Raw genomic sequence first — 24328 nt, 5'->3', positions numbered from 1 at the left:
CCGCTCAGCGCCTGGTGGAGCTCGCCGGCCGCCGATTTCGGCGGACTCAGCCTCGGCCGGAGTCGGCGGTCGGGGTACGGCCGGAACGGTCCGTGTAGAAGGTGCTCCGGACCATCTGGATCTTGCTCAGGTGCTCCGGCCACACCCTTTCGGGCGCGGCCCAGCCGAGGGCGTACGCCCTGCCGTTGACAGCGAACCAGCGAGTGCTCACCCGCCTCGGCTCGCCGTCCGCTCCCTGATAGCGGTACTCCCAGTCGGCCGCTCGGTGGAGCAAAGGCGCCGAGTCGATGGAGATCAGCGCGTACCCGGACACGACTGCTTCGCTCTTGAGACGGAGGTCCTCGGCATGGCAGGCCTGGAGCGGATCGGCATCCGCGTCACGGCCCGGATCGAGACTCATCACCACGGAGCCTCGGGGCTCACGAAAGCAATACGTGGTGCCGATCCGCTGGTAGGTCCAGCCGTCCGGAACCGCGAGGTGAAACCCCGAGCCGTCGGTGAAGTAGGACCATCCGGCGAGCAACTTCAAGCCGTTGACTCCCCGGGCTGCGCCCTTCTTCGGGGTGACCCGGGCGCGCGACGAAGGCGGCGCGTCGCAGACGACCGGGGAGAATCCGCCCCGACCGGCAACCGCGGTGGTCGGCAAGGCCCCGGGCGACGGGCCGGGCGCCGAAGCGGACGTGCCGCCGGGCTGGGCGGACGCGGCGGGCGAACGCCCGGACGGCGTCGCCGGGGCTCGCACGGGCTCGGACTGCGTAGTGGAAACGGGCGGAAGCACCACGTGCGGGCGGGGCCCGCTGTTCTGCGCCAGATAGCCCATCGAGACGCCGCCGCCCACCAGCACGACCGCGACGCAGGCGACCACGGCGGATCGGGCGCGGACCGGGCGCAGCCGCGGACGGCCCTTCGGGGACGTCACCCGTCCCGTGATCTGGCCGGCCAGGATGGGAGGCGTCTGTGGTGCCAGGCGTACCAGCGCCTGACCGCCCTGGTGCAACGGTGTGGTCGTCGCGTCGTCGGCAGCGACCGCGAATGGGTCAGGGGCCTCCGGTTGGCCGGCGACACTGGTCTCGTCGGCCGGACTCGGCGGGCTGCCGGGACAGGCGGGCACTCCAGACTCCGCGCATGGTCCGCTGTCGGGGTCGGCTTTCGAGAGGTCACCGGCTCCGGGCTCATCGATCGCCGGTTCCGGGTGGCCGTCGACGTCCGCTCCGGCGTTCGCATCGCGCCGGTGCGCGTCAAAGGCGTCGCCCGACTGCGGAGGGATCTGTCCAGCGGTCCCTGCGGCATCCGGCACGCGGTCACGATCGCCCACATCGCGCTCCGTCGAATGGACGCGATACTCGGATGCGGCTCCGTCCGCAGACTTGCGTGCCTCCTCCGGGCGGTGATGCCGGACCCCGCGCTGGCCTGGGACCAGCGGAATCTCCCGGTGGTCGATGGCGACGATGAGGCGCAGGCGGCTCTCCACCTCGGCCGCGGTCAGGCGGTCGACCGGGTCGTACCGCAGGAGTCCGTCGAGGACGGCTGTGAGCGGACCGGCGCGTACCGGCGGGTCGGGCGGTTCGGTGGCGAGGGCGGCGAGCGTCGCCATGGCGGTCTCGCGGGCGTACGGCGAACGGCCCTCGACCGCCGCATAGACCGTGGCACCGAGCGACCACAGGTCCGATTCCACCGTAGAAGCGCCATCCCGGGCCCGCTCCGGAGAGACGTACTGCGGCGACCCGACGATCAGCCCGGGCGCGGTGACCGTGCCGTCGTCGACGAACGTGGCCAGCCCGAAGTCGGTCAGGACCACCCGGCCGTCCGTGCCGATCAGCACGTTGTGCGGTTTCACGTCGCGGTGCAGCACCCCGGCCCGGTGTGCCGCGTCCAGCGCGTCCAGCACGGCGAGCCCGATGCGGGCGGCGCCGGCCGGATCGTACGGCCCTTCCTGCTGGAGGACCTGGTGGAGCGAGCGCGACGGAACGTACTCCATGACGATCCACGACTGGCCGTCGTCGTGCACCACGTCGTAGATCCGGACCACGTGGGGATGGTTCAGCCGGGCCGCGCTACGGGCCTCACGAAGCGTCCGGTCACGCAGCCGATCCTTCTCCGCCTCGGTCATCCAGTCCGGCGGGACGATCTCCTTGATCGCGACGTCACGGTCCAGCATCTCATCGCGGGACAGCCAGACGCGTCCCATTCCGCCGGCGCCGACCGGCTCCAGAAGACGGTACCGACCAGCAACGAGCATCTGCCTGACCGCCATCGGCACCCACCCATCACGTCGGGTATCAGGATAATCAGCCACAGACCGCCCATGGAACGACGATCACCCGGTCACCGCGTGCGGCACGGTGGGATGCGAGAACGATTCGATCTCGCGTACCCCCGGGGAAGCCGGCACGGTCGCGCTCAGCGCGCCCTCACGCAAAACACAAAGCGGGAGTACGGGGAACCGAGCCGCCGATTTCTGTCGTACCCCCGAGGGAGGATGTACGGCATGCGAGAGGTGCTCGAGAAGTTCGGACCGGCCACCAGGGAGTGGTTCACGGCCGCCTTCGCCGCGCCCACCGCTGCCCAGACCGGCGCGTGGGGTGCGATCGGAGCGGGGCGGAACGCGCTGGTGGTGGCACCGACGGGTTCCGGCAAGACACTGGCCGCGTTCCTGTGGTCGCTCGACCGGCTCGCCCGTGAGCCGGTTCCCGAGCAGGTCCGGCAGCGATGCAGGGTGCTCTACGTGAGCCCGCTGAAGGCGCTCGCGGTCGACGTGGAGCGCAATCTGCGGGCTCCGCTGACCGGTATCCGGCAGGCCGCCGGGCGCCTGGGACTACCCCCACCGGAGATCACCGTCGGGATGCGGACCGGAGACACTCCGGCGGAGGAACGGCGTGGCTTCGCGCGTACGCCACCGGACATCCTGATCACCACACCGGAGTCACTGTTCCTGCTGCTCACCTCCGCGGCCCGGGATTCGCTCCGCGGGGTCCAGACGGTGATCGTGGACGAGGTGCACGCGGTCGCGGCCACCAAGCGCGGCGCGCATCTGGCTCTCTCCCTCGAGCGGCTGGACGCGCTGCTGGAGCGCCCGGCGCAGCGGATCGGCCTTTCCGCGACGGTCCGGCCGATCGACGAGACCGCACGGTTCCTCGGTGGCGCGCAGGACGTGGAGATCGTCCAGCCACGCAGTGCCAAGACGATCGAGGTCTCCGTCGAGGTTCCGGTGGAGGACATGACTCGCCTCGACGAGGTGCCGGAGCCGGACGGCGACCCGGGGGGAGGTCGGCACACGCCGTCGATCTGGCCGGCGGTCGAGGAGCGGGTCCTCGACCTGATCGAGGGTCATCGGTCGACGATCGTGTTCACCAACTCGCGGCGCGGCTCCGAGCGGCTCTGCGCCCGGCTCAACGAGCTCGCCGCCGAGCGTGGCGAGCTAGCAGCCGCTGAGCGGGCCGCAGCCGCGGCGAACGCAGAGCAGTCGAGCAGCGAACAGGCAGACGCGGATCAGGCAGACGCGGACCAGGCAGACGGTCTGACGAGCTTCGGGCAGGTCGCCGTCGGACAGGCGGCGGCAACGGTCAGCGCCAGATCGACGAGGGCCGGACAACCGTCACAGGCGTTCGCCCGGATGCCGGCCGAGATCATGGCACAGGCCGGAGGCACCAAGGGCGCGCCGCCGGTCGTCGCCCGCGCCCACCACGGCAGCGTCTCGCGCGAGGAGCGCAAGCAGATCGAGGAGGCGCTGAAATCCGGCCGGCTTCCGGCCGTGGTCGCCACCTCGAGCCTGGAGCTCGGCATCGACATGGGCGCTGTCGACCTGGTGGTGCAGATCGAAGCACCACCCTCGGTCGCTGCCGGCCTGCAACGCATCGGCCGGGCCGGGCACCAGGTGGGTGCGGTGTCGCGGGGGGTGGTCTTTCCCAAGCATCGTGGCGATCTGGTCTCCTGCGCGGTCGTCGCGGAGCGGATGAGCGATGGCGCGATCGAGGAGCTGCGCTATCCCCGCAACCCGCTCGACGTGCTGGCTCAACAGATCGTCGCGATGGTCGCGCTCGACGTCTGGCACGTCGACGAGCTCGCCGCGCTGGTGCGCCGGGCCGCTCCGTTCGCCGAGCTGCCCGACTCAGCGCTGCACGCGGTGCTCGACATGCTCTCCGGCCGGTACCCGTCGACCGCCTTCGCCGAGCTCCGGCCGCGTCTTGTCTGGGACCGGGACACTGACCAGCTCACCGGCCGGCCCGGCGCGCAGCGCCTCGCCGTGACCAGCGGCGGCACCATTCCGGACCGCGGAACCTTCGGGGTCTTTCTGGCCGGTTCCGAGCGGGCTTCGCGGGTGGGCGAGCTGGACGAGGAGATGGTGTACGAGTCTCGCGTCGGCGACGTTTTCCTCCTGGGCTCCACGTCCTGGCGGATCGAGGACATCACCCCGGACCGGGTCCTGGTCTCCCCCGCTCCCGGTGCGCCGGCCCGGATGCCGTTCTGGAAGGGCGACTCCCCCGGACGTCCGATCGAGCTCGGCCGGGCCATCGGCGCCCGGCTGCGCTCCCTGACCAGGGCCGGGGACGAGAGAGCCACGGCGACGTTGCGCGACTCGGGGCTGGATGAGTGGGCCGCCGACAACCTGGTGTCCTACCTGCGGGAACAACGAGAGGCCACTCGCCACCTGCCGGACGACCGGACCGTCGTGGTGGAACGCTTCCGCGACGAGCTCGGCGACTGGCGGATGACCGTGCACTGCGTGCTGGGAGCGCGGGTGAACGCGCCGTGGGCACTGGCGGTCGGCCGCCGCCTGGCCGAGCGGTACGGGGTGGACGGTCAGGTCATGCCCTCCGACGACGGCATCGTGATCCGGCTTCCGGACACCGCGGAGGAGCCACCCGGCGCGGACCTGATCACCTTCGACCCGGAGGAGATCGCCCAGCTGGTGGAGGAGTCGGTCGGCACGTCCGCACTGTTCGCGGCCAGGTTCCGGGAGTGTGCGGCTCGGTCGCTGCTGCTCCCCCGGCGGGACCCTCGGCGTCGGCAACCGCTCTGGCAGCAGAGGCAGCGGTCGGCGCAGTTGCTCGACGTGGCTCGGGAGTTCGCCGACTTCCCGGTGACGCTGGAGGCAGCCCGCGAGTGCCTCCAGGACGTCTTCGACGTGCCCGGCCTGGTGGGCATGATGCGGGAGATCTCCGGCCGCAAGATCCGGCTGGTCGAGGCGGAGACCTCGCGGCCGTCCCCGTTCGCCCGATCGCTGCTCTTCGGCTACGTCGGTGCCTTCCTGTACGAGGGGGACGCCCCGCTGGCCGAGCGGCGCGCCGCCGCCCTCGCCCTCGACTCCACCCTGCTCGGGGAACTGCTCGGCCGCGTCGATCTGCGGGAGCTGCTCGATCCGCAGGTCGTCGCGGACACCGAGGCGCAGTTGCAATGGCGTACGGCGCAGCGCACCCCCCGCGACGCGGAGGACGCAGCCGAGCTGCTCCGCCTCCTCGGCGATCTCTCAAGTGCCGAGCTGGCCGAGCGGGGTGCGCCCGAGGAGTGGGTGGTCGCTCTGGAGATGGCCCGGCGAGCGGTCCGGATCCGGATCGCCGGGCAGGAGCGCTGGATCGGCGTCGAGGACGCGGGACGCTATCGGGACGCGCTCGGCGTGGCTCTGCCGGTCGGGATTCCCGAGGCTTACATGGAGCCGGTGGCCGATCCGCTCGGCGACCTGGTGGCGCGGTATGCGCGGACGCACGGCCCGTTTGCGGCGGCCACCTGCGCGGCCCGGTTCGGACTGGGTGTGTTCGTGGTGGAGCAGGCACTCAAACGGCTGAGCGCGACCGGCCGGGTCAGCTCCGGCGAGTTCTCCCCCGGCGGCGCCGGCACCGAGTGGTGCGACGCCGAGGTACTGCGCATGTTGCGGCGCCGCTCCCTGGCCGCGCTGCGTCGCGAGATCGAGCCAGTGCCGCCCGCGGTACTGGCCGCGTTCCTGCCCCGATGGCAGCAGGTCGGTGGCAACACACGTGGTGTGGACGCCGTCGCCGCCGCGATCGAGCAGGTGCAGGGGGTTGCGGTCCCGGCCTCGGCGTGGGAGCGGCTGATTCTGCCCGCACGGGTCGCCGACTATGCCTCGCCGCTGCTCGACGAGCTGTGCGGCAGCGGTGAGGTGCTGTGGGCCGGCTCCGGATCGATCACCGGCGGGGATGGCTGGGTGACGCTGGCGTACGCGGACAGCGCGCCACTGCTGCTGCCTCCACCCGACGAGGAGTTCGCGGCGACGCCGCTGCATCAGACGATCCTGGACTCGCTCGGCGACGGGCAGGCGCTCTTCTTCCGATCGCTCTCCGACCGGGTCGGATCGACCGACGACACCGAGCTCGCCGCTGCCGTTTGGGATCTGGTCTGGGCCGGTCATCTGACCAACGACACGTTCGCACCGCTGCGGGCGCTACTGGGCGGAAGCGGCGCTCATCGGGCCAAGGCGGCGCCGGCTCGCACCCGGTACCGGCGACCGGGCCGGGCGCAGATGCCTTCTCGCACCGGTCCGCTGAACATGGCGGGACGCTGGTCACGCCTACCGGACCGGGATCTCGATCCGACCCGGCGGGCGGCCGCGGTCGCGGATCTGCTGCTGGAACGGCATGGCGTGGTGACCAGGGGAGCGGCCATTGCCGAGGGGGTGACCGGCGGGTTCGCGGCGGTCTACCCGGTGCTGGCAGCGCTGGAGGAACGCGGCGCGGCCCGGCGCGGCTACTTCGTGGAGGGATTGGGGGCGGCACAATTCGCGGTCCCCGGTGCGGTGGACCGCCTGCGGGCTCTCGCCGAGCCGGCGGAATTGGCGAAGCGCGCCGGAAGCTCGGTGGTGCTGGCCGCTACCGACCCGGCGAATCCGTACGGTGCCGCGCTGCCGTGGCCGGAACGGGTCGTGGACAGCGGCGACGGCGAGCCGACCGCGAAAGCCGGACATCGGGCGGGCCGCAAGGCCGGGGCCCTGGTCGTGCTGGTCGGTGGCGAGGTGGTGCTTTACGTGGAGCGGGGCGGCCGGACACTGCTGTCGTTCACGGACGAGACCGAGGCGTTGACGAAGGCAGCCCAAGGCCTGGCCGGAGCGGTGCGTTCCGGAGCACTCGGGGCGATGTCGGTGGAACGTGCGGATGGCGAATCGGTTCATGCCTCACCGTTGCGGGACGCGTTGACGGCCGCCGGCTTCCGGACCACGCCCAGAGGACTGCGCCTCCGCGCATAGGAGGTGCGGCAGGGACGAAGCCGGAACAGGGACGCCAGCGATGCTTGACGCAGGCCGTCGCCAGGGGCGGCCGGCACGCCAGCGCCAGCGCCAGCGGATGCTGAATTCACGGCGGCGCCGGCGAACGCATCAGGCACACCATCGCCACAGACCCCAGCGTTAGCGCATGCGGGGCGCGGCGAGTGGGACAGGCGGAGTGCGGGCGCAAATGCGGGTTCTGTGGGTGCGGCGCGCGGGCACGGAGTGCGGGGTGCAACTCGTGGAATGCGGGTGCGGAGCGCGGGACGCGGAGTCGGCACGCTGAGTGCGGTGCGCAGGAGTGGGGGCAGCACGCAGCAACCGGAAGCGGAGCTCGGGACGCGGCGCGGGACACGGAACGCGGTAAAGCGCAGGGCAGGGATACCGTGCGGCACGAAAAGCAGACACCGAGTGCGCCGTGGAGCGCACGGAAACCGAACGCGGAGCACGCAACGCGGCACAAGCACGGAACGCGGTGCAGCGCGGGCAGGAAATGCAGCGCGGCACGCCGAAGGCAGACACCGAGTGCGCAGGGCAGCACCCAGCAACCAAACGCGGCACAAGCACGAAACGCGGCACAAGCACAGAACACGGCGCGAGCACGGACGCGGTCCAGCGCGAGCACGCAACGCCGTGCGGAACGTGGAAACCGTACTCGGAGGGCAGCGCGCCGCAACCACGTGCCGGATGCGGCGAAAGGCAGACGGTGACCGCCATGTGGCGGTCACCGTCAGGAACAAACCTTGCCACCCTGGGCCCGGATGGAGCTCAGAGCTGCGACGCGACCTCAGAAGCAACCAATTCGACATGATCGAGATCGCTCAGATCCAGCACCTGGAGGAAGAGGCGGGACGCGCCGGCCTCGGCGTACCGGGTGATGGTTTCGACGGCCTCGGCCGGCGTGCCGACGATGCCGCCGCTGGCTCGCATCTCCTCGGGTTCGCGGCCGATGGCCGCGGCGCGGCGCCGGATTTCGGCGTCGTCGCGGCCTACGCAGAGCACCGCCGCGGCGGAGAAGGCGGGAGGCTCGGTGCGGCCGATCGCGGTGGAGGCGGCGCGGACCCGGTCGAACTGGGCGGGGATGTCTTCGATCTTGGAGAAGGGGACGTTGAACTCGGCGGCGTAGCGGGCGGCCAGGGCGGGTGTGCGCTTCTTGCCGTGGCCGCCGATGATGACCGGCAGCGGGGACTGCACCGGCTTCGGCAGCGCCGGGGAGTCGGTGAGCTGGTAGTGCTTGCCGGTGAAGTCGTAGGTGGAGCCGGCGGGGGTCGCCCACAGGCCGGTGATGATCTCGAGTTGTTCCTCGAGGCGGTCGAAGCGTTCGCCTAGGGCGGGGAACGGGATGCCGTACGCCGTGTGCTCCGTCTCGAACCAGCCGCCGCCGAGGCCGAACTCGATGCGGCCGCCGCTCATCGCGTCGACCTGGGCCACCGCGATGGCCAGCGGACCTGGCAGGCGGAACGTGGCCGAGCTGACCAGCGTGCCGAGCCGGATCCGGGACGTCTGGACGGCCAGCGCCGCCAGTGTGATCCAGGCGTCGCTCGGTCCGGGCTGACCGGACACGTCGCCCATTTTGAGGTAGTGGTCGGAGCGGAAGAACCCGTCGTATCCGCCGTCCTCGGCGGCCTTGGCCAGCCGCAGCAGATCGTCGTGGCCGGCGCCCTGCTGAGGTTCAGTGAAGATCACGAGACGCATGGATCAACCCTGCCATGCCGCCGCGGCGTGCCCGTCCCACATCCGTCAACAACAGGCAGTAACGTTGGCCACCATGGCCGGTTATGGATGGATCAGTTTCACCACCGATTACGGTACGTTCGACGGTTTCGTCGCCGCCTGCCACGGGTCGATCGCACGTGTCGCGCCCGAGGTTCGAGTGATCGACGTCACTCATCATGTGCCGCCGGCCGACGTCTCGCGGGGTGCCGCCGTGCTGGCGCAGACCGCCCCGCACCTGCCGACGTCGGTGCATCTCGCGGTGGTGGATCCGGGCGTGGGCACGGCCCGGCGCGGCGTGGTGCTGACTACCCCTAACGGCCTTCTGGTCGGCCCCGACAACGGCCTGCTGATCTGGGCCGCGGAGGCGCTGGGGGGCGTCGAGTCCGCCTACCAGCTGAGCAACAAGGATTGGCTGCTCGGCGACGTGTCCCGCACCTTCCACGGGCGCGACGTGTTCGCTCCGGCCGCGGCCTGGCTCGCCGCCGGCGCGGCAGCCGCGGAGGCGGGGCCACCGGTCGATTCAACCACTTTGGTACGCCTTCCCGACCCGGCGGTGACCGTCGGCGACGGCTGGATCGAGGCCGAGGTGCTCACCGTGGACCGGTTCGGAAATGTCCAACTGGCCGCGGAGGGTTCGATGCTGACCGGCCTCGGCCCGGAGCTTCTGGTCAACGGCAACGTCCGGGCCCGACGCGGAGCTACATTTGCTGACGTCAATGCGGGTGAGCTTCTGGTTTTCGCGGATTCCGCCGATCGAGTGGCGATCGCGGTGAACAACGGCCGCGCTGTCGTCGTCCTTTCGGTCCGCCCCGGCGACGTGGTCCGAATCGCGGCACGCTAACCCGGGACACGACTCGGTTCGCTCCGGCGACGTGGCCCGAAACGCGCCACGCTAACGCATTTGCGGCTCCGGCCGGCGCACATCAGATGACCTATTCCGCTTTGCGCAAGCCCAACCGAAACCGCATCCGCCTGGGCACCCGCTCTTCTAACTGCCATATCCAGACGGCGATGAAAAGTCCAGGATGACGAAGTCCTTCGGGGGGCATGAGAATCGAGGGATCACCCGACAAATGCGAAGGCACGCTCGACCGACTTAACAAATAAATCAGATCCGGTGATGGATCCAGACGTTCGGCTCGACATAAACCGCATTGTTCTGCGCCACATCGCACAACACCGGAGACAGCGCCCCCGGCACTTCCACCGGCCCGGTCTCGTCGAAAGGCAAACCGGTCCAGGAACGCCACTGCTCCAACGTGCCGCCGAACGCCATGCTCTGGTGCGCCACGTTGACGATCCGCCCGCCGGCCCGCACATGCACTCGGAGCCACGGATCCACCGGCAAGCCGTCATCGCGCGTCTCGTAGGCGTACGCATCGATGGGTTTGGTGATCTGAGCTGTCTTGGCACTCGGCCGGACCGGCGCGACCAGATCGGTGAAGCCCAGCCGGGCCGTGTTGTCGCGCATCGCGGCAAGCATCTTGCCGGAGATGCCGCCGCCGCGCAGATCGGGGCGGATCGAGATCTCCAGAGCCGACACGATGGTCGGTGAGACCCCGGCGAACCGGTCGTGAATGGCGGTCCGGATGGCCCACTCCCAACCGGTCTCGGGCAGGCCGTCGGCGATGTCGCCGTCGAAGGAGATCGGCACCGAGTGCGCCTTGGCCACCGCCTGTCCGCTCGCCCGGTCCACCGCCAGCAGCACGAACTCGGGCCAGAGCTTTTGGTAGTGGCGGTAGTAGAGGGATGAGGTGGGGTCCTTGGTCATGAATTCCGGCCAGAGGCCCTCGAGTTCGTCGAAGAGCTTCCACCGGTCACCGACCGGAGCGATGTCCAGTTCCATGCGCGCAGGATGTCAGCCGACCGGCACGCGGGTCACGCGCTTTTCCGAAGAGCCGGCACACCTGCCGGACTCGGCGATTAGGGGCAGGATGGTGGCATGCCGGAAGGGGATACCGTCTGGAACACCGCCCGCGTGCTGGAGAAGGCACTCACCGGCGAGGTGCTGACCGGCTCCGACTTCCGGGTTCCGCGGCTGGCCACCACCGACCTGGCCGGCTGGACGGTGGCCGAGTCGGCGAGCCGCGGTAAGCACCTGCTGCTCCGCCTCACCCGGGACGGACGGCCGTCGCACACCCTTCACTCGCACCTGCGGATGGAGGGGGCCTGGCGGGCCTACGCCCCCGGCGAACGCTGGACCGCCCGCCCGGCCCACCTGATCCGGGTGGTGCTGCGCACCGGGCGCTCGGTGGCGGTCGGCTACCACCTGCACGAGGTCACGCTGGTCCCGACCGCGGAGGAGGAGCGGCTGGTCGGCCATCTCGGCCCGGATCTGCTGGGCGCGGACTGGGATCCGGCGGAGGCGGTCCGCCGGATCGCCGCCCAACCGTCGGCGAGCATCGCGGAGGCGCTGCTGGACCAGCGGAACCTGGCCGGGGTCGGCAACCTCTACAAGGCCGAGACGCTGTTCCTGCGCGGCCTGTGGCCGTGGACGCCGGTCGCCGACGTGCCCGACCTGACGGCCATTGTGGAACTCGCGCAGAAGCTGGTCGCCTCCAACCGGGGCCGGTGGACGCAGACCACCACCGGGTCACTGCGGCGCGGCGAGACCAGTTATGTGTACGGACGCCGCGCCCAGCCGTGCCGCCGCTGCGGCACGGCGATCCGCAAGGCGGACCAGGGCGAGCGGATCACCTACTGGTGTCCGCGGTGCCAGCCCGAGCCGGCCGGGCGCTGACGTCAGCCGGCGGCGCGGAAGCGGGTGGTGCTGTCACGCAGCTCAGCCAGGCCCTCGGCGATGCCGCGGAGCCGGTCGGTCGCCTCGATCAAGCTGAAGTACGCCGGGTGGCGGGTGTCGGCCACCGGGTGGCCGTCCTCCGCGACGTAACTGGCCGCCGCCGCGACCAGGCTCTCGAAGGCGGTGACGCCCTCGTCGAACTGCTCGGCCAGGGCAGCGTGCGACTGGACCAGCGCGTCTCGCTGGCCGGGCTGGCCCAGCGGGATGGCGCGCTCCACGCTCGCCGCCCGCTGGCCGAGATCACGCAGCCAGGTCTCGGCGGTCGCCGCCTCCAGAGCCGCGGTCTCGCCCGCACCGGTCAGCCGGCCGGCGAGCCCGGACATGGTCTGCGAGGCCCGGTCCAGCCGATCCCAGGAGTCGGCGATCGCCGAGCCGCGAAGCGCGAACCGGGTGCGCTGGCGCCGCACCTCGTGGATGACCGTCCGGCCGGCCGGGAACCTCTCCAGCGCACCGGCCAGGCCGGGCGTGGTGATCGCCGGCGGCGGCGCCGGGGTCGCGGCGAGCTGCCGGTGATCGCTCCAGCGCCACCAGGCCAGCACGGCCGAGGCGCCGGCACCGGCCGCCCACGCCGCGTCCGCGATGCCGATCCCCGCGTACGGGGTGAGGACGGCAGCGGCCGCGGTCAGGCCACCGCCGAGCACACTCCACCGGCGCGCCGAACCGCGCAGCCGCTTGAGCCGTCGGAAGTACCTGGTCCGCTCGTCCACCGTCGCTCCTCCCCGTCGTCGCTGTCTGGTCGGCCGGTCAGCCCGCGGCGGTGGTGTCGCCGCGCTTCTGGTTCATGCTGGCCCGGATCTCGTCGAGGCGGGCCACGCTGGCCGGGTCGGCGGCCGGCGTGCTGGGCTGCTCGACCGCCGGCTGTGCCGCGGTGCCGCCCAGCTTCTCGCCGGCCATGCTGGCCCGGATCTGCTCCAGGCGCGACGAACCGGCCATGTCCAGACTGGACTTCTGCACCTCGAGCATGCGGCCCTCGACCGAGTTGGAGGCCAGCTCGGCGCGACCCATCGCGTTCGCGTAGCGCTGCTCGATCTTGTCCCGCACCTGGTCCAGCGACGGGGTGTTACCCGGCGCCGCCAGCTGCGACATGGACTCCAGCGACTTCGCCACGGTCTCCTGCATCTTGGCCTGCTCCAGCTGGCTGAGCAGACGCGACCGCTCGGCGATGCGCTGCTGAAGCACCATCGCGTTGTTCTCGACGGCCTTGCGCGCCTGCCCGGCGGCGGAGAGCGCCTGGTCGTGCAGGGTCTTCAGATCCTCCATCGACTGCTCGCCGGCCACCAGCTGGGTGGCCAGGGTCTGCGCGGTCGACTCGTATTTCTGCGCCTCGGCCTCGTCACCGGCGGCACGTGCCCGGTCGGCCAGAACCAGCGCCTGGCGGGCCATCCCCTGCAGCTTCTCGACCTCGGACATCTGCCGGGACAGCTTCATCTCGAGCTGCCGCTGGTTGCCGATCACGGCGGCGGCTTGCTGCACGAGCGCCTGATGCTGCCGCTGGGCGTCCTCGATGGCCTGCTGGATCTGGACCTTCGGGTCGGCGTACTCGTCGATTTTCGCGCCGAAGAGCGCCATCATGTAATGCCAGCCCTTGACGAACGGATTCGCCATCTCGCGGTATCCCCTCAAGTCGCTCCGTCGGACGCGTCACCGTTTCGAGTTACTTGACGGCGACGCGGAAAACCCATCGTGTCAGCCCGACGCCAGCGGCGTCACGTGACCTACGGGGGATCTCAGGGTCTCCCCTGGCTTCGAGGCTACGCTCCCCTGAGCCGGTCTGCGACACGCGTGTAAGCAGGCCGGGCCGTCCCCCGAAGGGAACGGCCCGGCTCACACATTTCATGATCAAGCGGCGTAGACGATGTCCCGCTGCTGCTTTTTGCGGGTCGCGTGCAACGTGGCCTTCAACGGCGAGTCCTGGCGCACCGAGACGGACATGTTGCCGTCCGTCGCCATGGCGCGGGCCGGCTCGGCCGTCTTCCCGGACTCCTCGTCGACGGGGACCAGCACGCCCTCCATGTTCTCCGCCAGCGCCAGCGTGTTGCTGACCTCGCTGAGCAACTCGGAGAGGCGGGCGCCGAGCGCGTCGCAGATGGCTGCGAGCAGCTCGCTGGAAGCCTCTTTCTGTCCGCGCTCGATCTCGGACAGATACCCCAAGCTGACGTTCGCGGCGGTCGACACCTCGCGCAGCGTGCGGTGCTGTCCCTGCCGGCGCGCCCGAAGTGCGTCGCCGATAACGCGGCGTAGCAGGACCATGGCACCTCCTCCTGCGGGCAGGGCCGCCGGCATACGCCGGAGGCTTCCCGCAACCGTACCTGGCGTGAGCCATGCCGACATCCCGCCCCGCCGAATTCCCGGGCCCACCGGCCGTCGGCGGTATCGGACAACGATGCCGGGACCGGATGAATTCCCAGCTCAGACCGGAGCGGGTGAAGTGCGGAGGGCGTCGGTGAGCAATTGCAGGACGGCCGTCACACTTTCGGTGCGAATGGCCTCCCGATTGCCGGTGAGACGCAACTCGCGTACCTCGGTCCCGGACGGACCGGCCACCGCCACATAGACCAGACCGACCGGTTTGCCGTCCTGGGGTTCCGGACCCGCGACGCCGGTGGTGGCCACTCCCCAGTCCGCGCCGCAGCGCTCCCGGACGCCGGCCGCGAGGGCGGCGGCCACGTCCGCGTCGACCGGGCCGCGCTCGTCGAGCAACTTCTCCGGTACGCCGGCGAGCGTCCCCTTGAGCTCGGTGGCATAGACCACCAACCCGCCCCGGAAGACCGCGCTCACGCCGGGAATCTCCACGATGGTCGCGGCGACCAGACCGCCGGTCAGCGACTCCGCCGTCGCCAGCGTCTCGTGCCTCTCGACGAGCACATGCACCGCCGCCGCAGCGGCCACCGACATCTCCACCCAGGCCTCCTAGCTCTTGCGCGCGGCCCTCCGCAGACGCAGGGCCTGAATCACGTAGTCGACTCCGGTGACCACCGTGACGACCAGCGCGGCGCCCATGAGACATACCCCAACAATCTCGGCTGATTCGGGTACCGGCCATAAATACCAAGCGATCGCGGCGGTCTGCAGACCCGTTTTGAGCTTGCCACCCCGTGAGGCCGGGATGATGCCGTATCGGATCACCCAGAACCGCAGGGCGGTCACCCCCCACTCCCGGACCAGGATGGTGATGGTCACCCACCAGGGCAGCTGACCGTACGCCGAGAGCAGCACCAGAGCCGTGCCGGTGAGCGCCTTGTCCGCGATCGGGTCGGCCACCTTGCCGAACGACGTGACGAGCTGCCACCGGCGGGCGATCCAGCCGTCCACGAAGTCGGTCGCCGACGCCACGCAGAACGCCAGGCAGGCCGCGATCCGCCAGTCCGGATCGGTCATCTCGGAGACGACCACGAACGCCAGGAACACCGGGACGAGCACGATCCGGATCACCGTCAACGCGTTCGCCGCGTTGTACAGCGACACCACGCGGGGCGCGGGCACCGGAGCCGGCTCGTTGGTCATGCCGCGGGCACCGGGGCGGCCGAGATCATCTCCACCGGCACAGCGATCAGGTCGACGCCCTCGGTGCCGATGACGGTCGCACGCACCAGGTCGCCGGGGCGCAGGACGGTCAGGTCGGCACCCTGGTCTCCGGCGACAAGCGTGGTGGAGCCGTCCACCTCCGGCGCCTGGTGCTCGGCGCGGCCCTCGACCTCGTCGCCGTCGACCGTGTCGATCAGCACCTCGACGGTGTTGCCGATCCGGTCCTCGGCGCGCTGGGCGCACAGCTCCTCGGCGAGCGCGACCACCCGGTCGTACCGCCGCTTGATGGCGCCCTCGCTGACCTTGCCGGTCAGGCCGGCCGCCTCGGTGCCGTCCTCGTCGCTGTAGTCGAAGACGCCGATGGCGTCGAGCCGGGCCTCGGTCAGGAAGCGCACCAGCTCGTCCACGTCCTGCTTGGTCTCGCCGGGGAAGCCGACGATGAAGTTGCTCCGGGCGCCGGCCCAGGGCGCCAGCTTGCGGGCCGAGTCGAGCAGCTCGAGGAAGCGCTCGGTCGAGCCGAACCGGCGCATCCGGCGCAGCACCGGCTCGCTGGAGTGCTGGAACGACAGGTCGTAATAGGCCGCCACGCCGGGCGTGGTGGCGATCGCCTCGACCAGGCCGGGCCGGGTCTCGGCGGGCTGGAGATAGCTGGCCCGGACCCGGACGATGCCGTCGATCCCGGCGAGCTGCGGTAGCAGTTTCTCCAGCAGGCGGGGGTCGCCCAGGTCCTTGCCGTAGGACGTGCTGTTCTCGCTGACCAGGACCAGCTCGCGCACGCCGGACTTGGCCAGCCACTCGGCCTCGGCGAGCAACTCCTGCGGGTCGCGGGAGACGAACGAGCCACGGAACGCCGGGATCGCGCAGAAGGCACAGCGCCGGTCGCAGCCGCTGGCCAGTTTCAGGGACGCCACCGGGCCGTTGTCCAGCCGGCGCCGCAGCACCTTGCGCAGGTGGGCGGGGGTGTGCTCGTCGACGGTCGCGTGGCCGGGCACCACCACCTTGGCGGTGTGCCGCTGCACCGGGGTGATCGGCAGCAGCTCGCGCCGGTCCCGCGGGGTGTGCGCGTCGAGCGACTCGCCGGCCAGCACCTTGTCGAGCCGGGTGGCGATGTCGGTGTAGTCGTCGAAGCCGAGCACCGCGTTCGCCTCGGGGAGGCTCTCGGCGAGCTCCTTGCCGTACCGCTCGGCCATGCAGCCGGCGGCGACGACCTTCGCCCCGGTGTCGGCGGCGGCGAGCAGGGTGTCGATCGAGTCCTGCTTGGCTTTCTCGACGAAGCCGCAGGTGTTGACGAGTACGACGTCGGCGCTCTCGGCGTCGGTGCCCACCTCCCAGCCACCGGCATCGAGACGGGCGGCGAGCTCTTCCGAGTCGACCTCGTTACGGGCGCAGCCCAGAGTGAGGAGTGCGACACGGCGGTTGGGTGGCGTTACAGACACCCGCCCAGGTTACCGGGCAGCCGCGGAACGGCCGTCCTCCGGACAGCCGGACTCTAGCACCAAGTCGCGTTGGTAATACGATTGCCGGGTGACTGAGGATCTGGACGATCTCGCGCGGGTGTCCGCACTCACCGATGGGGTGCGGCGTGCCGCGTACCGGGTCGTGGCGGAGGCGACGGCCGGTCCGGTCGGGCGGGACGAGGTGGCCGAGGTGCTCGGCGTCGGCCGGACGCTCGCCGCGTTCCACCTCGACAAGCTGGTGGACGTGGGACTGCTCGAGGTCTCGTACGCCCGCCGCTCCGGCCGGACCGGTCCGGGCGCGGGCCGTCCCGCCAAGCTGTACCGGATCTCCGCGGCGGAGCACGCGGTCAGCGTGCCGCCGCGCGCCTACCGCACCGCCGCCGAGCTTCTGGCCGAGACCGTCGAGCGCATCGGCGCCGATCGGGCCCTCTTCGAGGTGGCCCGCGAACAGGGCCGGGAGCATCCCGCGGACGGCCGGGATCCGGCCGGGCTGCTCGCCGAGCGGGGTTACTCGCCGGCCGGCTCCGACCGGATCGAGCTGCGGAACTGCCCGTTCCACCAGCTCGCCGAGCAATTCCCGGCACTGGTCTGCGGGATGAACCTGGCGCTGATCGAAGGCCTGACCGAGGACTCCGGATGGACCGCCCGGATGGACCCGGCGCCGGGCCGCTGCTGCGTCAGCCTCACTAAAAACAAAGGTGATTGACTTTAGAGTGGCCGGCTGGTGAGCTGAGCGACATGACCGGTTTCCACCTCGCACAGATCAACTTCGCCCGCCTCCGCGCCCCGCTGGACGACCCCTCGATCGCCGAGTTCGTCGAGGGCCTGGCCGTGATGAACGCGCTGGCCGACCGCTCACCCGGCTTCGTCTGGCGGATGGTCGGTGACGGCGGCGACGGCACCATCGCCGCCCCGGCCGACCCGCTGTCGATCTACACCCTGTCGGTCTGGGAGTCGGTCGAGCACCTGCGGGCCTATGCGTTCCAGAGCGAACACCTCGATTACCTGCGCCGGCGCCGGGAGTGGTTCGAGCCGCACGACAGCCGTACGTCGCTGGTGCTGTGGTGGGTCCCGGCCGGACACCGGCCCACCTTCACCGAGGGGCGGTCCCGCCTGGAGCGCCTCGCCGCCGACGGGCCGACGGCGGAGGCGTTCACCTTCCGGCAGGTCTTCAGTCCACCCGCAGAGCGGCCAGCGCTTCTTCCAGCTCGTCCGGCTTGACCAGCACGTCCCGGGCCTTGGAGCCCTCGGACGGGCCGACGATGCCGCGGGTCTCCATCAGGTCCATCAGCCGGCCCGCCTTGGCGAAACCCACCCGCAGCTTGCGCTGCAACATCGAGGTGGAGCCGAACTGGCTGGTCACCACCAGCTCGATGGCCTGAATCAGCAGCTGGAGATCATCGCCGATGTCCTCGTCGATGTCCTTCTTCTTGCTCGGCGGCGCCTCGGTGACGCCCTCGCGGAACTCCGGCTCGCGCTGGTCCTTGCAGAACTTGACGACCGCGGCGATCTCTTTCTCGTCCACCCAGGCGCCCTGGATGCGGACCGGCTTCGAGGCGCCCATCGGCAGGAAGAGCCCGTCACCGCGGCCGAGCAGCTTCTCCGCGCCCGGCTGGTCGAGGATGACCCGGGAGTCGGCCAGCGAGCTGGTGGCGAAGGCCAGGCGGGACGGCACGTTCGCCTTGATGAGGCCGGTGACCACGTCGACCGACGGGCGCTGGGTGGCCAGCACCAGGTGGATGCCGGCGGCCCGGGCCAGCTGGGTGATCCGGACGACCGAGTCCTCCACGTCGCGCGGGGCGACCATCATCAGGTCGGCCAGCTCGTCGACGATCACCAACAGGTACGGGTACGGCTTCATCTCCCGCTCGCTGCCCGGCGGCGCCTTGATCTCGCCGCTGCGAACCTTGCGGTTGAAGTCGTCGACGTGGCGCACCCCGTTGGCGGCGAGGTCGTCGTAGCGCATGTCCATCTCGCGGACCACCCACTCCAGGGCGTCCGCGGCCTTCTTCGGGTTGGTGACGATCGGCGTGACGAGGTGCGGGATCCCCTCGTACCCGGTCATCTCCACCCGCTTCGGGTCGACCAGCAGCAGCCGGACCTCGTCCGGCGTGGCCCGGGTGAGCAGGCTGACCAGCAGCGAGTTGAGGCAGCTCGACTTGCCGGCACCGGTCGCGCCGGCGATCAGGATGTGCGGCATCTTCGCCAGGTTGGCGACGACGAAGCCGCCCTCGATGTCCTTGCCGAGCGCGACCACCATCGGGTGGTGGTCGGCGGTCGCCGCGCGGGACCGCAGCACGTCACCGAGCGCCACGTTCTCCGGGTCGGTGTTCGGGATCTCCACGCCGACCGCGCTCTTGCCCGGGATCGGGCTGAGGATCCGCACGTCCGGGGACTTCACCGCGTACGCGATGTTGCGGGACAGCTGGGTGATCCGCTCCACCTTGGTGCCCGGGCCGATCTCGACCTCGTAGCGGGTGACGGTCGGGCCGCGGGTGAACCCGGTGACCACGGCATCCACGTTGAACTGGTCGAAGACGCCGCTGAGCGCCGCCATGATGTCGTCGTTGGCCCGGCTGCGCGCCTTCGCCGGAGCACCGGTGCTCAGCAGGTTCGGCGGCGGCAGCCGGTAGTCGCCCTTGACCGCCGAGATCTCCAGCTGCTCGGCCCGGGTGGGCAGCGGCGAGTGCTCGGGCGGCACCGGCTTCTTCCGGCTCACCGGCACCTTCGGCAGCGCGATGGTGTCGTGCAGGATCAGCTCTTCGTCGAAGTCGTCGGGCGGCTCGGCCGCACCGGGCTCCGGCTCCGCGAGTGCGCCCTGCCGGCGGCGGGCCGGGCGGCGCGGCTTCGCCGGCGCCTCCTCGCCCTCCTCCGGGAGAACCTCGACCGGCGGGCGGGTGGCCCGGGACCGGCCGCTCACCAGATCGAGCAGGAGCAGGAGCCGCTCCGGGATCTTGGCGATCGGGGTCGCGGTGATCACCAGCAGGCCGAAGACGAAGAGCAGGACCAGCAACGGTACGGCCACCCACGCGGTGACCGCCCGCTCCAGCATCCCGCCGATGCCGTAACCGAGCAGGCCGCCGGCCTGGTCCAACGCGAGATCGTCGGCCGGCCGCCCGGAGATGTGCAGCAGGGCGGCGGTGGCCACGATGATCGCCGACCAGCCGACCAGGTGCCGCCCCTGGTGGTCCGGATCGACCGGCTCCCGCATCAGCCGGACCGCGCCGTAGAAGAGCAGCAGCGGCAGGAAGACGGCCAGACTGCCGAGGAAGAGACGGATCGCGTCGGCCAGCCAGAGACCGACCGGCCCGGCACCCCGGGCCCAGAGCGCGACCGCGATCAGGATGCCGAATCCCAGCACCAGCAGCCCGGCGCCGTCACGCCGGTGCTCGGGTCCGATGTTGCGTGCGCTCGCGGCCTGCCGGCCGGCACCGCGGGCGACCCAGCCGACGCTGTGCGCCAGCCCCATCCAGAGCGCGCCGAGGCCACGACCGACCGTCGCTCCCGCGTTGCTCTTGCGCCGGACCGGTGCGCGGCGCGCCGCGGGCTTGCGCGCGGCCGGTTTCCGCGCCGGTTGGCGGGCACGGTTGACCGCGGCGCCGCGCGACGTGGACGCGGCGCGGCCCCGGCTCGCCGGAGGAGTGCGGCCCGCCATGGATGTCACCGTAGCCGGACGAGCCCAATCCGCCGAGAAGGCGCACCGTGACAGCTTCTCGCTTTCCGGGCGAATACCATCACCAGGTGCAACCTCTCGACAACGACATGATCAAGGCTGCTCTGGATGCCCGGGGCTTCGCGTACTTCGTCGATGCCGACGACGACGTCGCCGGCAACTTCCAGGGCAACCTCATCTACTTCTTCCGGCTCGGCGAGCGGAGGGAGATCCTCCAGATTCGCGCGATGATGCAGCACGTCTTCTCGGTGGAGGACGTGCCCAAGCTCTACGAGTTCTGCAACACCTGGAACCGCGATCAGCTGTGGCCGAAGGCGTACGTGCACGTGACCGACGAGGGCAACGCGGTCGTGGTGGGCGAGGTCACCACCGACTGGGAGCACGGCGTGACGCCGGAACAGCTCGACCAGGTGCTGCTGTGCGGGATCGCGACCGGCTGCCGGATGGGTGAGGCGCTGGGCGAGCTGAAGAGCGGCGGATCGGGGCCCTCGTGACGTACACGAGAGCCCCGATCGCGTAACCGGGCCTCAGCACCTGGCCGGGCGGAGGTTCCGGGCCCGGCATGCGGCGCGGCCGGGTGGCTTCCACACCCGGCCGCGCCGACGGCCGCTAGGAGACGTTGAAGCCCAGCGAGTAGGCCCCGGTGCCGGCGGAGGCCACCACGACGTAGCGGTAGGTGCCGGTCCGGCCGGTGAAGCTCAGCGTCTTGTCGCCGTCACCGGTGGCCTGGGCGACCGTACGGAACTGGCCCCTGCTGTTGAGCCGCTGGAGTGCCAGATCGAAGTCCGCCCCCTCCGGTGCGTCCAGGCAGGCGGTGTGCGTGCCGGCCCGGGCGCGGTACGCGCCACCGTTCGGCTGGGACTGCGCCGCACCGGCCCGCGCGAGCGAGCCCTCACGCTGCACCGGAAGGCCGGCGCACGCCGAGGTCTCCCCCGCCGGCGGCTCGTTCTCGGCCGGCGGCTCGGTCGCGGCCGGCGGAGCCGGAGCCTCGCCGTTGGTCACCAGCGTCAGGTCCTGCGCGGCCAGGACCTCGTTGAGCGGCTGGAAGAACGTCTCGCCGCCGACCGTGCAGTCACCCGAACCGCCGGACGTCATGCCCTGGGCCTGGTCGCCGGAGAGCCACGGCCCGCCGGAGTCACCGCCCTCAGCACAGACATCGGTACGCGTGAGCCCGGTGACCGCGCCCTCCGGGTACCGGACGGTCTGGTTCTTGGCCAGGATCGTGCCGCAGAACGTGCCCGTGGAGGAGCCGGACCGGCAGACCGCGGCACCGACCGGTGCCTCGGTGTTACCCGCCACCGGAAGCTCGTTGCCGCGGAAGTCGTTGACCACCGCGCGCGGGGTCCAGTCCCCGTTCACCGCGACGAAGCCCATGTCGGCCTCGCCGGGGAACACCGAGAACTCCACGGTGCCCTGCGCCTCGTTGTTGAAGCCGGTGGTCTGCGCGCCCTCGGCACCACAGTGCCCGGCGGTGACGAAGCCGCCCTCCACCGAGAAGCCGATCGAACAGCGGGCCTGCCCGCCGCCCACGTTGATGAAGTACGGGTCCGCGCCACGCACGTCGAAGAGCGGCTTCGGCTGCGCGTCGCTGATCTTCACGGTCACCGCGTTGCCGGAGAGCCCGTTGTTCTGGGCCCACCGCAGCGCGTCCGACTTGGCGCCCGGCTGCGCGACCACGACCACCTTGTTGGTGGCGGGGTCCACGTACCAGCCGGTCACGTCGTCCGGACTGGAGTTCGCCTCGTCCAGCTTCGTCTTCGCCGCGTCGAGCTGCGCCTCACTGCGCTTGACCAGCACCGGCACCGCACCGGCGGCCTTGACCTCGTCAGCCGCGCCCGGGTCGGTGACCGCGACCTTGAGCGTGGTGCCGTCCAGCCACGCGCCGCCGAAATCCTCGCCGGTCTGCGCGGCGAGCGTCGCCGAGACCCCGCCGGCCCATTCCGCCTTCGCGAGCCGGGCCCGCGCCTGGTCGCCGTCGAGGCCCAGGTCGCGTTTCATCGCCGAGAGCAACTGCGGGGCGATGTCCCCGCCCTTACCCGCGGCCACGGTCGACGACGAGCCGTCGGACTCGGTCCCGGCGAGCGACGGCAGGGTGAAGGCCACCGCCGCTCCGGTCGCCGCCAACACCGCCGCCGCCACGGCGATCGGTCTGCGCTGCATCTGGAGAACTCCCTCCGCCACGGGTGCCGTGGGGGCGGCACCGTGCCAGGGAGTACGCAGCTGACTCTCAGATGGTTGAAAAAGGCCTCAAACTTCTACAACCGTGGGGACGATCATCGGCCGGCGGCGGTACGCGTCGTTCACCCAGCGGCCCACCGTACGGCGCACCACCTGCTGCAACTGGTGCGTGTCGGTGATGCCGTCCTCGGCGGACCGGTGCAGCGCCGCGGTCAGCAGCGGGACGACCGGGCTGAACGCCTCCGGGTCCTCGGAGAAGCCCTTCGCCGAGATGACCGGTTCGCCGACCACCTTGCCGGTGACCGAGTCGATCACCACGGTGGCGGCGATGAACCCGCCGTCGCCGAGGATCCGGCGCTCGGTGAGCAGCGACTCGCTGACGTCGCCGACCGCGAGACCGTCCACGTAGACGTACCGGCTCTTCACCCGGCCGACCACGCGGGCGTGACCCTCGACCAGGTCCACCACGTCGCCGTCCTCGCAGAGCACCACCCGGTCCGGGGCCACCCCGGACTCGATGCCCAGCTGGGCGTGAGCGCGCAGGTGCCGCCACTCGCCGTGCACCGGCATCAGGTTGCTCGGCCGGGTCACGTTGAGCAGGTAGAGCAGCTCGCCGGCGGGCGCGTGACCGGAGACGTGCACCTTGGCGGTCTCCTTGTGGATCACCGTGGCACCGGCCCGGGAGAGCTGGTTGATCACCCGGTAGACCGAGGTCTCGTTGCCCGGGACCAGCGAACTGGCCAGCACCACGGTGTCACCGGACTCGATGGTGATGTGCCGGTGGTCGCCGGTGGACATCCGGCCCAGGGCGCTCATCGGCTCGCCCTGCGAACCGGTGGACATGAAGACGATCTCGTCCGGCGGCAGGTGGGTGGCCTCGTCGAGACCGACCAGCAGGCCGTCCGGGATGCGCAGCAATCCCAGGTCACGGGCGATGCCCATGTTCCTGACCATGGAGCGGCCGATCAGGGCGACCTTCCGGTCGTACTCCCAGGCGGCGTCCATCACCTGCTGCACCCGGTGCACGTGTGAGGCGAAGCTGGCCACGATGATCCGGCCGCGCGCCTTGCTGAAGATCGAGCTGAGCACCGGGCCGATGTCCCGCTCCGGCGTGACGAAACCGGGCACCTCGGCGTTCGTGGAGTCGGAGAGCAGCAGATCGACGCCCTCGGAGCCGAGCCGGGCGAAGCCCGCGAGGTCGGTGATCCGCCCGTCCAGCGGCACCTGATCCATCTTGAAGTCGCCGGTGTGCAGCACCAGACCCGCCGGCGTACGCACGGCGACCGCCAGCGCGTCGGGGATCGAGTGGTTGACCGCGAAGAACTCGCACTCGAACGGGCCGAGCCGCTCGGTCTGCCCCTCCCGCACGGTCAGTGTGTACGGATCCAGCCGCCGCTCGGCCAGTTTCGCCTCGACCAGCGCCAGCGTGAACTCCGACCCGACAAGCGGGATGTCCGGCTTGTGTGCCAGCAGATAGGGCACCGCGCCGATGTGGTCCTCGTGACCGTGGGTGAGCACGATCGCCTGGATGTCCTCCAGCCGGTCCAGGACCGGTGTGAAGTCCGGCAGGATCAGGTCGACACCCGGCTGCTCGACGTCGGGGAAGAGCACCCCGCAGTCGACGACCAGTAGCTTCCCGTCGTACTCGAAGACGGTCATGTTGCGGCCGATGGCGCCGAGCCCGCCGAGCGGGACGACGCGCAGGGCGCCCTCCGGCAGCGGTGGTGGCGGACCCAGCTCCACGTGAGCTTGACTCATTCGCCTCT

At 70.9% G+C, this 24328-nt stretch carries 18 protein-coding genes; 6 read left to right on the top strand and 12 right to left on the bottom strand.

Translation table 11 applies throughout. The features are described from left to right. Window positions 1–46 precede the first annotated feature (46 nt). Complete coding sequence (locus tag I4J89_RS00415) at window positions 47–2254, bottom strand: serine/threonine-protein kinase (RefSeq protein WP_196411755.1); 2208 nt, start codon at window positions 2252–2254, stop codon at window positions 47–49. Window positions 2255–2488: 234 nt separating this feature from the next. On the opposite strand from I4J89_RS00415, the gene I4J89_RS00410 reads away from it, so the two are divergent. Next, the gene (locus tag I4J89_RS00410; RefSeq protein WP_230858147.1) at window positions 2489–7195 is read left to right on the top strand and encodes an Lhr family helicase; all 4707 of its coding nucleotides are present in this window, start codon (window positions 2489–2491) and stop codon (window positions 7193–7195) included. A gap of 786 nt (window positions 7196–7981) precedes the next feature. Here the strand turns inward: I4J89_RS00410 and I4J89_RS00405 are convergent. Further along, the gene (locus I4J89_RS00405) at window positions 7982–8908 is read right to left on the bottom strand and encodes an LLM class F420-dependent oxidoreductase (RefSeq protein ID WP_196411753.1); all 927 of its coding nucleotides are present in this window, start codon (window positions 8906–8908) and stop codon (window positions 7982–7984) included. A 73-nt stretch (window positions 8909–8981) separates the two neighbouring features. On the opposite strand from I4J89_RS00405, the gene I4J89_RS00400 reads away from it, so the two are divergent. Then, window positions 8982–9770, top strand: coding sequence for an SAM hydrolase/SAM-dependent halogenase family protein (locus I4J89_RS00400; protein WP_196411752.1), 789 nt, complete (start codon window positions 8982–8984; stop codon window positions 9768–9770). Between the two features lie 267 nt (window positions 9771–10037). On the opposite strand, the gene I4J89_RS00395 is transcribed toward I4J89_RS00400, so the two are convergent. Further along, window positions 10038–10775, bottom strand: a complete 738-nt coding sequence (locus I4J89_RS00395; RefSeq protein WP_196411751.1) for an N-acetyltransferase — start codon at window positions 10773–10775, stop codon at window positions 10038–10040. 96 nt (window positions 10776–10871) lie between these two features. On the opposite strand from I4J89_RS00395, the gene I4J89_RS00390 reads away from it, so the two are divergent. Beyond that, window positions 10872–11669 carry a DNA-formamidopyrimidine glycosylase family protein gene (locus tag I4J89_RS00390; RefSeq protein WP_196411750.1) on the top strand — a complete coding sequence of 266 codons (798 nt, stop codon included), beginning with the start codon at window positions 10872–10874 and terminating at the stop codon, window positions 11667–11669. Between the two features lie 2 nt (window positions 11670–11671). On the opposite strand, the gene pspM is transcribed toward I4J89_RS00390, so the two are convergent. From pspM to rimO, 6 genes are all read right to left on the bottom strand, one after another. Next, window positions 11672–12436 carry a phage shock envelope stress response protein PspM gene (gene pspM, locus I4J89_RS00385; RefSeq protein WP_196411749.1) on the bottom strand — a complete coding sequence of 255 codons (765 nt, stop codon included), beginning with the start codon at window positions 12434–12436 and terminating at the stop codon, window positions 11672–11674. Between the two features lie 37 nt (window positions 12437–12473). Then, the gene (locus I4J89_RS00380; RefSeq protein WP_196411748.1) at window positions 12474–13334 is read right to left on the bottom strand and encodes a PspA/IM30 family protein; all 861 of its coding nucleotides are present in this window, start codon (window positions 13332–13334) and stop codon (window positions 12474–12476) included. A gap of 234 nt (window positions 13335–13568) precedes the next feature. Continuing rightward, a complete protein-coding gene (locus I4J89_RS00375; protein WP_196411747.1) occupies window positions 13569–13979 on the bottom strand; it encodes a helix-turn-helix domain-containing protein in 411 nt (136 codons plus the stop codon). 159 nt (window positions 13980–14138) lie between these two features. Next, a complete protein-coding gene (locus I4J89_RS00370) occupies window positions 14139–14624 on the bottom strand; it encodes a CinA family protein (protein WP_196412209.1) in 486 nt (161 codons plus the stop codon). A gap of 15 nt (window positions 14625–14639) precedes the next feature. Next, window positions 14640–15233 (bottom strand): CDP-diacylglycerol--glycerol-3-phosphate 3-phosphatidyltransferase, encoded by a 594-nt coding sequence (pgsA, locus tag I4J89_RS00365; RefSeq protein WP_196411746.1) that lies wholly within the window; start codon window positions 15231–15233, stop codon window positions 14640–14642. Beyond that, a complete protein-coding gene (gene rimO / locus I4J89_RS00360) occupies window positions 15230–16690 on the bottom strand; it encodes a 30S ribosomal protein S12 methylthiotransferase RimO (protein ID WP_196411745.1) in 1461 nt (486 codons plus the stop codon). The genes pgsA and rimO overlap by 4 nt, the downstream gene beginning before the upstream one ends. Window positions 16691–16778: 88 nt before the next feature. Here rimO and I4J89_RS00355 point away from each other — a divergent pair, with 88 nt between their 5' ends. Together I4J89_RS00355 and I4J89_RS00350 are read left to right on the top strand one after the other, a co-directional pair. Next, window positions 16779–17417 carry a helix-turn-helix transcriptional regulator gene (locus I4J89_RS00355; RefSeq protein ID WP_196411744.1) on the top strand — a complete coding sequence of 213 codons (639 nt, stop codon included), beginning with the start codon at window positions 16779–16781 and terminating at the stop codon, window positions 17415–17417. A 32-nt stretch (window positions 17418–17449) separates the two neighbouring features. Then, a complete protein-coding gene (locus I4J89_RS00350) occupies window positions 17450–17932 on the top strand; it encodes a DUF3291 domain-containing protein (RefSeq protein WP_196411743.1) in 483 nt (160 codons plus the stop codon). On the opposite strand, the gene I4J89_RS00345 is transcribed toward I4J89_RS00350, so the two are convergent. Then, window positions 17883–20366 (bottom strand): FtsK/SpoIIIE family DNA translocase, encoded by a 2484-nt coding sequence (locus tag I4J89_RS00345; protein ID WP_196411742.1) that lies wholly within the window; start codon window positions 20364–20366, stop codon window positions 17883–17885. The genes I4J89_RS00350 and I4J89_RS00345 overlap by 50 nt on opposite strands. 86 nt (window positions 20367–20452) lie before the next feature. Between I4J89_RS00345 and I4J89_RS00340 the strand changes: the two genes are divergently transcribed. Beyond that, window positions 20453–20878, top strand: coding sequence for a type III secretion system chaperone family protein (locus I4J89_RS00340; protein WP_309238116.1), 426 nt, complete (start codon window positions 20453–20455; stop codon window positions 20876–20878). A gap of 115 nt (window positions 20879–20993) precedes the next feature. Here the strand turns inward: I4J89_RS00340 and I4J89_RS00335 are convergent, their stop codons facing one another. Then, on the bottom strand, window positions 20994–22544 hold the full coding sequence (locus I4J89_RS00335; RefSeq protein WP_196411741.1) for a S1 family peptidase: 1551 nt from the start codon (window positions 22542–22544) through the stop codon (window positions 20994–20996). Between the two features lie 87 nt (window positions 22545–22631). Continuing rightward, window positions 22632–24320, bottom strand: a complete 1689-nt coding sequence (locus I4J89_RS00330) for a ribonuclease J (RefSeq protein WP_196411740.1) — start codon at window positions 24318–24320, stop codon at window positions 22632–22634. Window positions 24321–24328: the final 8 nt, after the last annotated feature.

Source organism: Actinoplanes aureus (assembly GCF_015704865.1).
Taxonomy (GTDB): Bacteria; Actinomycetota; Actinomycetes; order Mycobacteriales; family Micromonosporaceae; genus Actinoplanes; species Actinoplanes aureus.
Note: the sequence above shows the minus strand (reverse complement) of the source record. Positions and strands in the feature narration are given on the sequence as shown.